General features: G+C 67.6%; 8 protein-coding genes. 4 read left to right on the forward strand and 4 right to left on the reverse strand.

The features are described 5' to 3' along the window. Positions 1-66 precede the first annotated feature (66 nt). The 4 genes from lspA to AC1VAN_RS03500 all read left to right on the forward strand — a co-directional run bounded on the left by lspA (position 67) and on the right by AC1VAN_RS03500 (position 4,372). A complete protein-coding gene (lspA, locus tag AC1VAN_RS03485; protein ID WP_032975973.1) occupies positions 67-591 on the forward strand; it encodes a signal peptidase II in 525 nt (174 codons plus the stop codon). 27 nt (positions 592-618) lie between these two features. Next, a complete protein-coding gene (ispH, locus tag AC1VAN_RS03490; RefSeq protein ID WP_032975974.1) occupies positions 619-1,569 on the forward strand; it encodes a 4-hydroxy-3-methylbut-2-enyl diphosphate reductase in 951 nt (316 codons plus the stop codon). Positions 1,570-1,826: 257 nt separating this feature from the next. Next, the gene (locus AC1VAN_RS03495; RefSeq protein WP_442251338.1) at positions 1,827-3,710 is read left to right on the forward strand and encodes a M61 family metallopeptidase; all 1,884 of its coding nucleotides are present in this window, start codon (positions 1,827-1,829) and stop codon (positions 3,708-3,710) included. Beyond that, entirely contained in the window at positions 3,707-4,372 is a 666-nt protein-coding gene (locus tag AC1VAN_RS03500; RefSeq protein ID WP_442251339.1) for a lysoplasmalogenase, read from the forward strand. Before AC1VAN_RS03495 ends, AC1VAN_RS03500 begins: the two co-directional genes overlap by 4 nt. 8 nt (positions 4,373-4,380) lie before the next feature. Here AC1VAN_RS03500 and AC1VAN_RS03505 read toward each other — a convergent pair whose 3' ends face one another. The 4 genes from AC1VAN_RS03505 to AC1VAN_RS03520 form a co-directional block, all read right to left on the reverse strand. After that, positions 4,381-5,085: a hypothetical protein gene (locus tag AC1VAN_RS03505; RefSeq protein ID WP_480985278.1), complete on the reverse strand. Its 705-nt coding sequence runs from the start codon at positions 5,083-5,085 to the stop codon at positions 4,381-4,383. Then, entirely contained in the window at positions 5,082-6,050 is a 969-nt protein-coding gene (locus tag AC1VAN_RS03510; RefSeq protein WP_442251341.1) for a hypothetical protein, read from the reverse strand. Before AC1VAN_RS03510 ends, AC1VAN_RS03505 begins: the two co-directional genes overlap by 4 nt. A 45-nt stretch (positions 6,051-6,095) precedes the next feature. Next, positions 6,096-8,603 carry a TonB-dependent receptor plug domain-containing protein gene (locus AC1VAN_RS03515; RefSeq protein WP_442251363.1) on the reverse strand — a complete coding sequence of 836 codons (2,508 nt, stop codon included), beginning with the start codon at positions 8,601-8,603 and terminating at the stop codon, positions 6,096-6,098. 332 nt (positions 8,604-8,935) lie between these two features. Then, positions 8,936-9,904, reverse strand: coding sequence for a FecR family protein (locus AC1VAN_RS03520; RefSeq protein ID WP_480985279.1), 969 nt, complete (start codon positions 9,902-9,904; stop codon positions 8,936-8,938). Positions 9,905-9,925: the final 21 nt, after the last annotated feature.

Consider the following 9,925-nt stretch of genomic DNA (forward strand, 5'->3'; position numbering starts at 1 on the left):
CCCGGAACTGTGCGGCCGCTGCGTGACCAACATCGCCGGTGCCGGCGAAGTGCGGAGCTGGTTCTGATGGCCGCCGCGCGCCCGCATCCCAATGCGCTGATCTGGCTGCTGCTGTCGGCAGTCATCATCGGCCTGGACCAGTGGTCGAAGGCCTGGGTGCTGTCGAGCCTGCCGGAGTTCCAGCCGGTGGTGGTCATCGACGGCTTCTGGAACTGGTACCGCACCTACAACACCGGGGCAGCGTTCAGCTTCCTGAGCGATGCCGGTGGCTGGCAGAAGCATTTCTTCACCGTGCTGGCGATCGCCATCAGCGGCCTGATGGCCTGGTGGCTGCGCGCGACCGCCCGTGGCAACTGGAAGGCCGCCGTGCCGTACGCGCTGATCATCGGCGGTGCGATCGGCAACGTGATCGACCGCCAGGTGCATGGTCACGTGGTCGATTTCATCCAGTGGTACGTCGGCGAGCATGTCTGGCCGTCGTTCAACATCGCCGATTCGGCCATCGTGGTGGGTGCCGTAGGCATCGCCCTGTTTGGCCTGTTCGACGGCAAGTCCGCCAAAAAGGCGGATAATGCCAACCCGAAACCGTAAGCCGGCCGCTGCCGGGAGACTGAACTGATGGATGTGCTGCTCGCCAACCCGCGTGGATTCTGTGCCGGTGTCGATCGTGCGATCGAGATCGTCAAGCGCGCGATCGAAACGCTGGGCGCGCCCATCTATGTCCGCCATGAAGTGGTGCACAACCGCTTCGTGGTCGACGACCTGAAGCAGCGCGGCGCGATCTTCGTCGAGGAGCTCGACGAAGTGCCGGACAACAACACCGTCATCTTCAGCGCCCATGGCGTTTCCCAGGCCGTGCGCCAGGAAGCCGAGCGGCGTGGCCTGAAAGTGTTCGACGCGACCTGTCCGCTGGTGACCAAGGTCCACTTCGAAGTCGCCCGCCACTGCCGTGCCGGCCGTGACGTCGTGCTGATCGGCCACGCCGGTCACCCGGAAGTGGAAGGCACCATGGGCCAGTGGAACCGCGAAGCGGGCACCGGCCAGATCTACCTGGTCGAGGACGTGGAGCAGGTGGCCACGTTGCAGATCAACCAGCCGGAAAACTTCGCCTACACCACCCAGACCACGCTGTCGGTGGATGACACGCGCGGCATCATCGATGCGCTGCGCGAGCGCTTCCCGGCGATGCAGGGGCCGAAGAACGACGACATCTGCTACGCCACGCAGAACCGCCAGGACGCCGTGCGCGACCTGGCCAAGCGCTGCGACCTGGTGCTGGTGGTCGGTTCGCCGAACAGCTCCAATTCCAACCGCCTGAGCGAGCTGGCCCGCCGTGAAGGCGTGGAGAGCTACCTGATCGACGGTGCACACGAGATCGACCCGGCCTGGGTGGTGGGCAAGCAACATATCGGCGTGACCGCTGGTGCTTCGGCACCGCAGGTGCTGGTCGATGGCGTGCTGGCGCGTCTGGCCGAGCTGGGCGCCAGCGGCGTGGGCGAGCTGGAAGGCGAGCCGGAATCGATGGTGTTCGCGCTGCCGAAGGAACTGCGCCTGCGCCTGGTCGACTGACCGGCAGCGCTGCCGGTGGGTGCGAACCCTGGTTCGCACTGTCGGCTGTACGTCATCCACGCATGGCGTGGATCTACCCGGTACTGCTCTGCTTTCCAGCAGATCCACGCCATGCGTGGATGCTGTCAGTCTTCGCCAACGCTCCGATGAGGCTTTGCCGCATCTGGTCGATGCGCCACTGACCATGACCTTCGGCCATGGGGCTCGGCACCTCACAGGCCTAGCATCGGGGAATCCTTCGCTGCTGGAAGTTGCCGATGAATACCCGTGCCCTGGTGATGTCCGTGCTGTTCGCGCTGGCGGCTACGCCCGCGCTGGCGCAGACTCAGCTACCGGGTGATGCCGCCGCCCCCGGCCTGCTGCGCATCGACGTCGATGCACGCGACCTGGCCCGGCGCATCTTCAAGGTGACCGCCACCGTGCCGGCCAAGCCCGGCCCGCTGACCCTGCTGTACCCGCAGTGGATTCCCGGCAACCATTCGCCCACCGGCCCGATCGACAAGCTGGCCGGCCTGCGTGTGACTGCCAACGGCAAGCCGCTGGCCTGGCAGCGTGACCAGTACAACGTCTATGCATTCAAGGTGAACGTGCCCGAGGGCGTGAGCGAGATCGTCGCCCACTTCGACTTCCTGTCCTCGCAGGGCGGCAGCCAGGGCCGGGTGGTGATGACCCCGGAAATGCTCAACCTGCAGTGGAACGCCAACTCGCTGTATCCGGCCGGCGTGGACGCGCGCAACCTGCAGGCGCAGGCCAGCGTGACCCTGCCCAAGGGCTGGGCCTACGCGACCGCACTGGAAACCGCACGCCGCGATGGCGACACCGTGGTGTTCAAGCCGATTTCCTATGACCACCTGGTCGATTCGCCGCTGTTTGCCGGTGAGCATCACCAGCGCATCGACCTCGACCCGGGCGCGAAGGCGCCGGTACATCTGAATGTGTTCGCCGACGATGCCAAATCGCTGAAGCCGACCGACGCGCAGCTGAAGGTGCACCGTGCGCTGGTGCAGCAGGCGGACAAGCTGTACGGCGCGCGCCACTACGACCACTACGAATTCCTGCTTGCCCTGACCGATCGCCTCGGCGGCATCGGTCTGGAGCACCATCGTTCCAGCGAGAACAGCGCCGACCCGGGCTACTTCACCGAGTGGGACAGCAACGCGTGGATGCGCGACCTGCTGCCGCATGAGTACACCCACTCGTGGAACGGCAAGTACCGTCGTGGTGCCGACCTGGCCACGGCCAACTTCAATACGCCGATGGGCGACAGCCTGTTGTGGGTGTACGAAGGGCAGACCCAGTTCTGGGGCCAGGTACTGGCCGCACGTTCGGGGCTGTGGTCCAGCGAGCAGGCGCGCGACATGCTGGCCAACGTGGCCGCCACCTATGATCGTGGTCGCCCGGGCCTGGCCTGGCGACCGCTGCAGGACACCACCAACGACCCGACCATCGCCCAGCGTCGCACCCTGCCGTACCGCAACTACCAGATGAGCGAGGACTACTACTCCGGCGGGCAGATGTTGTGGCTGGAGGTGGAGGGCAAGCTGCGTGGGCTGACCGGCAACCGGCGCAGCCTGGATGACTTCGCGCGTGCCTTCTTCGGCGTCGGCAACGGCGATTGGGACGTCAATCCCTACACCTTCGATGACGTAGTGGCGACCCTCAACGGCATCGCGCCGTACGACTGGGCGAGCTTCCTGCGCCAGCGCCTGGACGGGCACGGATCGCTGACCGGTGGCCTGGAACTGGCGGGCTGGAAGCTGGTCTACCGCGATGCGCCTAACGAGGCCTACAAGGCGCAGGAAAAGCGCGCGAAGGCAGCGCTGCTGGCCTACTCGCTGGGAGCGACGGTGCTCGACAGTGGCGTGGTCGGTGATGTGGTCTGGGACAGCCCGGCGTTCAATGCCGGCCTGGCACCGGGCATGAAGGTGATCGCCGTTGGTGGCCGCGAATACAGCAGCCAGCGCTTGAAGGATGCAGTAGCCACGGCGGCGAAGGACAAGGCGCCGGTCACGCTGCTGGTCAAGCAGTTCGACCGCATCGATACGATGAAGATCGACTACCACGGTGGCCTGCAGTATCCGGTGCTGGAGCGCATCGCCGGCCGCCCGGATCGCCTTGCAGAGCTGTGGAAGGCACGATGAAGTTGCGCACGCGCGATGGGTTGATCCTGGTGGTGGCCGTGCTGGCCATCATCGGCGCCTACCTGGACGGCGATGGGCGCTGGCTGCACTGGTTGGCCAAACCGGCGACCACACTGCTGATCGCCGCCATCGCCTGGCAGGCGCGGCCGCTGACGGATGCGTTCTACCGGCGTGCGGTGCTGGCCGGCATGCTGTTGTCCTGTGCAGGTGATATCGCGCTGATGCTGCCGATCGACGCGTTCGTGCCAGGCCTGGTGGCCTTCCTGCTGGCGCACCTGTGCTACATCGCCGCGTTCCGTGCCGGCCTGCGCGCGGGCCGCGGATTGCTCGCTGCCTTCGTGCTGCTTGCCGCATTCGCTTCGATCAACGTCACCGGCCTGTGGCCGCATCTACCGCTGCCGATGCGCGTTCCGGTGCTGGCCTATGTCGTGGTGCTGGCGCTGATGGCAGTGCTGGCACTGGCCCGCTACTGGAAGCGGCCACACGTCGACGCACTGGAAGCGGGCAGCGCGCGTTGGGCTGCCGCTGGCGCACTGCTGTTCGTGGCCAGTGATTCATTGCTGGCSTGGGAYCGYTTCGGCGGTGGMCTGCCGATGGCCAGCCTGCTGGTGCTGTCCACCTACTACGCTGCGCAGTACGCCATCGCCCGCTCGGTGAGATAGCCCTTTTTCTACTGCAGGTTGCCCTTGGCGTCGTAGCGCAGGCGCACGGTCTGGCGGTCGCCGGCTACTTCATCCGGCAACCACGCCAGCTTGCCGCCCTTGCGGATGACCACATAGACATGGCCGACGTCGGCCGGCGAACGCATCAGGGCATTGCGCTGTTGCTGCAGGGCCTGCGTCACCCGTGGCACGGCATCGAAATCGATGTTGGCCAATGCAGTGCTGCTGCGGCGCAGGGTGATGGTCGGCGCGAACTGCTGCGGATTCACCGCATCGCCCTTGCGCCATTGTCCACGTTGGTAGTGATAACTATCCACGTGGCCCGGCTGCTGTGGATCGACCAGGTCGATGTCGATGCGGCCGTCGTCATGGAAGTGGATGCTGTGGAAAACGACCAGGCGTTCGCCGGCCAGTCCGGGCATCGCCTCCAGCGCCTRCCGTGCCACCTGCAGGCGCTCGCTGTCGAGCAGCAGGTTCGGCCGCGCGCGCCTTGGCAGCGGCATCGGTTCGGGCGCCGCCCGTGGCGTTGCGATGGCCGCCGTTCGCAACGGTTGTTCCCATGGGTCTTGTTGCAACGCATCCGCAGGCACGGTCGATGCGGCGCCACGCAGGGTCGCGTTGACGGTCTGCAATGCGCCGCCTGCCGTGGCGGCACCGGCCAGGGCCAGCACCACCCCGGCGAACACCAGCGGCGTGGACACGGGCCGCTTCACGCGTGCTCCATGCGCACGCTGCGGCGATCATCCGGGTCGTAGAGGATGTCGACCTGCCCGCGTGGAATGTTGGCCAGTTCGAGCAGCGCAACGAAGCGGCGCACGCTGGCCTGCTGCACGTTGCCCTCGCGGTCGAGATATTCCAGCTTGAACTCGACCTGCGGTTGTTCGTTGACGTAGGTGCCGGTCTGGCGCACGTCGAGCACCTGCGCTTCGGCGCCGATACCACGGTACTTGAGCGCTTCGCCGCGCGCGTCGATCTGCAGTGTGCCGGCCAGCAGGCGCGCCAGCAGACGCAGGCCGATCAGGTAGCCGCACAGCACCAGCGGGCAGACCAGCAGCGGATGGCCGAAGCCCAGGAACGTCCAGCCCAGTCCATCGCTCTGCAGGCGATAGGCCATGACGTACGCGGCAGCGACCACGACAATGCCGATCAGGCCGCCGATGCCGCGGCGCCACAGGCTGGCGCGGTCCAGTTCCGGTTGCGATCCTGCCAGCATCAGGTTGGGCGCGGGGCCGGGTGTGGGGCTGAGCAGCACCTCGAGCTGGCTGCCCACGGTGAAGCGCTGCAGCTGTGGCTTGCTGTCGACCACGACCAGCGTTTCGGTGATCGGGGTGCCGGACAGATTGTCGAAGGCCAGCTGCAGCCGCCACTGCGCGAAGCCGCGCACCTGCACGCCGGTCTTTTCGGCCTGCTCGATGCGTGCGTTGCGGGGCGTGCCGTCGGCCAGGATGCCGCGCACACGTTGTAACGCACGGGGTGGCGCCAGCAGCAGGTAATGCAGGAAGGCGTACAGCAGCACCAGCCATAGCGTCAGCGACGTCGCCAGCAGGGCCAGTGCCAGCCAGGGCGCGCTGCGGTCGCCCGCTTCCAGCGGCCAGCTGGTGCCGAAGTAGAGCAGGCAGGGGAAGGGCAGCGCGAAGAACAGCATGAGCGCGCCCAGGAACCAGAGGTAGGCTTTCATGACTCGCCTTCGACGCCGTGGAACAGGCGGCGTAGGGTACTACGCTCAGCGGAATTGCAGGGTCAGCAGGAAGTAGCGCCCGAGTGGATCGTCCAGCCCGGGCATCTGCCCGCCGCTGCCGACCAGGTGGTTTACCGGCCGCGTATCAAGCAGGTTGTGCACGTCCAGTGCGGCAATCACGCGCGGGCTCAGCCGCCGCGCCAGATGCAGGTTCCAGCGCAGCTGCGCCGGGTTCATGCAACGGCCCTGGTCATGCTGCTCCTGCGCGCACGCTTCACCGGCCAGCCATGCGCGGGTGCGGCCGACGCGGTTGCCTCGCAGGGCGATGTCCCAGGACGGGTTCTGCCACTGTACGTTGAGGATGCCCGCGTTCGCCGGCGTGGCATGCCCGCGCAGGTCCACCGATTCGCCATGGCCGCGATCACGACGCAGCTCCTGCTGTTTCAACGCATCCAGCGAGAACAGCCACTGCCCGTTGCGACCGGTATCCACCCGGTACTCGCCACGCAGTACCCAGTTGCGCGAGGTGGTGCGGCCGATGTTGTCGAATGACAGGCGAAGATTACGCAGGCGGCCCTGCTCATCCAGTTCCCAGGTGCCGGGATTCCACAGTGCATCGCTGGGTTGCAGTGCGAGGATCTCGTTGCGCAGTTCGACGATGTTGTGGGTCAGTGACAGCGAGAACGCATCGTTGGGTGTCCAGCTGGCGGCCAGCGAGTGGCTGCGCGAGGTCTCGGCTTTCAGCCCGTCGTTCTCCGCCACCTCCACTTCCACCGCGCAGCCGCCATCGCGCAGCGGGCGCGCGCACGTCGGCAGGGACTCCGAGGCGGGCAGGCCATACAGGCCGAAGTAGCCCGGTGGCCGCCGGCGCTCGAAGATGCTGGGAGCGCGGTAGCCGCGGCCACTGGCAAGCAGGAACGACCAGTGCGGGCTGGGGCTCCAGCGCAGGCCGGCACGCGGCGAAAACGCAGTGTCACCGCCATCGCGGTCCAGTCGCGCGGCCACGTCCAGGCGCAGTGTCGGCGCCAACGGCAGGCCCACTTCGGCGTAAGCGGCGTTGCTCTGCCGCGACAGCCGGCGTTGCTCCATCGGCAGTCCCAGCGCCAGCTCGCCCTTGCCCAGCAGCGGATCGGGCAGCGAGGTCCAGCGCTCGCGGCGCAGATCGATACCGGTGGCCAGTTGTGCTGCACCGCCGGGCAGTGTCATCAGGGTGCGCTGCATGCCCCACCAGCCCTGCCACTGCTCGGTACGTCCGCGGTTGTGGATGGCCGGGAACAGCTCCTCTGCCAGCCCCGCCGGCAGGGTGGAAAATCCGGGCAGGAAGTCCAGCGTGCGTGCTGCTTCCAGCAGGCGTTCGCTGCGCACGGTGCCTTCGGTGCGCAGGTCCACTTGGCTGCGCTGCGCGCTGAGGCCAGCATCCCAACTGCGGCCGGCGCGCTCACGGCCCATGCCGAAACTGATGTCGCCTTCGGTGGCATGCACGCGCGGGCGCACTTCGCCGCCTTCCTGCAGGACCACGTTGAGGATCGCGCCACGGCTGAAATTGAGGGCGACGGCGGTCGGGCCCAGCTCGAAGCGCTGGCGGTTGTGGCTGGCGCGTGCTTCCACGTAGGCGTAGCGTCCGTCACCGCGCTCGTGGCGATAACGCAGGTAGCCGGACAGCGTTTCCGACGCCGGTTGCAGCGAGCGCGGGCGTGCGTTGTCGAACCAGCAGCCGTCGTCTTCGCTCTGCAATGGCGGATGGCACTGCGTGGCCGGGTAGTAATCACCGTTGGGCATGATCAGCCCGATCGGGTACAGCGAGGTTTCCGCATGCCAGTCGCGCTGGTCACCGGCCACATGCTGCAGGCGATGCAGATCGATGCCGGCGAACCAGCGGTCGCCGCCTTCGCGCACGCCGCCCGTGGCCGCCTGCAGCCGGTACTGATCGCCATCGCCACGGCTGCTGACACCCGATTGCAGCGTCGCTTCCGGTCCCTCGGCCTGGTCACGCAGAATGATGTTGACCACGCCGGACATCGCATCGGCGCCGTAGATGGCCGAAGCACCGCCACGCACCAGCTCGATGCGCTCGACGAAGCTGAGCGGAATGCCTCCCAGATCGGTCAGCCCGCCTTCTTCCAGCGACACCATCGGATAACGCGGCAGGCGCCGGCCGTTGACCAGGAACAGGGTTGCGCGCGGGCCCATGCCGTCCAGGCTGGTGGTGGCGGCCGCGCCGACCGGCAGGTACAGCGAGTCGCCGCTGCGCGAGGTGCTCAATGGCGGATGGCCGTTCATGCCGGGCAGGTGGCGCAACAGGTCGAACAACGTGCCGTAGCCGCTGCGCAGGATGTCCTCGCGATCGATCACCGTTACCGGCAGCGTGGTCTGCACGGAGGTGCGCGGCAAGCGGCTGCCGGTGACATGGATCGGCGCCAGTTCCACCTGCACCGGCTTGGCTGGCGCGGGCGGCGGTGGCCGCCGTACCGGCTGCGCGACCACTGCGGGTGGGGCAGCGTGCCGGCGGACCACGAATCCGCCGCTGGGGGTCTGCAGGATGTTCACCGGCATGCCGGCGACGAGCTGCTTGAGTGCGGCGGCCGGCGCCAGCGAGCCGGCGACGCCACCGGTGCGCAGGCCGGTCAGTTCACGTGCGTCGAACACCAGGGCAATGCCACTCTGGCGTGCCCATTGCTGCAGGGCCGGCGGCAGGGCGCCGGGAGCGATACGGTAGTCGACCTGTCTGACGGCTTCTGCTGACGCCGCCGTTGCCGCCACACCGGGCACCAGCACAACGCACAACAGGGCCTGCAGCAGACCCCAGCGCAGCACGTCCCACCGAAGCACCTCCCAACGAAGCACGTCCCAACGAAGCACACCAGGCGCCGGCATCGGCCGCCGCCTCAGTAGGTGCGGCGCAGTTCCAGCGCGCCATCCGAGCGCGGCTGGCCAGCAATGGACCACCCCAGTTCCAGGGCGGAAAGCAGTTCATGCGCGTCGCCTGCACGGAAGGTGCCGCTGACCGCGAGGTCGGCGATATCCGGGTCGGCGACCACCAGTGGCGTGCTGCCATAGCGGTTCATGCGCTCGACCACAGTGGCCAGGGGCGTGCCGTCGAACACCAGCTTGCCCTGCGGCCAAGCCTCGGCGGCGGCAGTCGAGGACAGCTGCGGGCCGGGTTGGATCTTGCCGGAGGCCAGGACCTGCAGCTGCTGGCCCGGCGAGAGCGTGTGCTGCGCGCTGCCACTGGTGACTTCCACCACGCCTTCCAGCAGCGCGACCTCGACCCGGMCGTCAGCCAGGCGTTCAACCTGGAAGGTGGTGCCGATATCGCGGATCGAGCTGCCGCCGGCCTGCACCCGCAGCGAGCGCGATGACGGTTCGACCTGCAGCTGGATGCGACCGTGTTCCAGCGCCAGTTCGCGCTTGCGCCAGCCGAAGCGTGCGGTCAGCGTGGTGCCTGCGTCGAGCGTGGCGATGCTGCCATCGGCCAGGGTGCGCTGCTGTGGCAGCAGGCCGGCGTTGGCGTAGGTCAGCGGTGTGGGATTGCCATCGGTGTACAGCATCCAGCCCAGGCCAACGGCCAGGCACACGCCTGCAGCGGCGGCGACACCGGGCAGCCAACGCCGCTGCGGCCGGCGTGCCGCACGCGCGGCGGCGGTGCGCAGCCACGGGTCGCTGGCCAGGCCGGCGCTGCGCTGGTGCAGCTTCTCGGCCTGCACCCACGCGCTGACATGTGCCGGATCCTCGGCCAACCAGTCCTCGAAGGACTGCCGTTCTTCGGCGCTGCAGTCGGGGGCGTCCAGCCGGGCTACCCAGGCGCTTGCGTGTTCAAAAAGCAACGTGTCATCCCTGTTGTCGTTGCGGATCATTCGGCATCTCCATCATTGTGG

The organism is Stenotrophomonas sp. 05L44_2 (genome assembly GCF_056665995.1).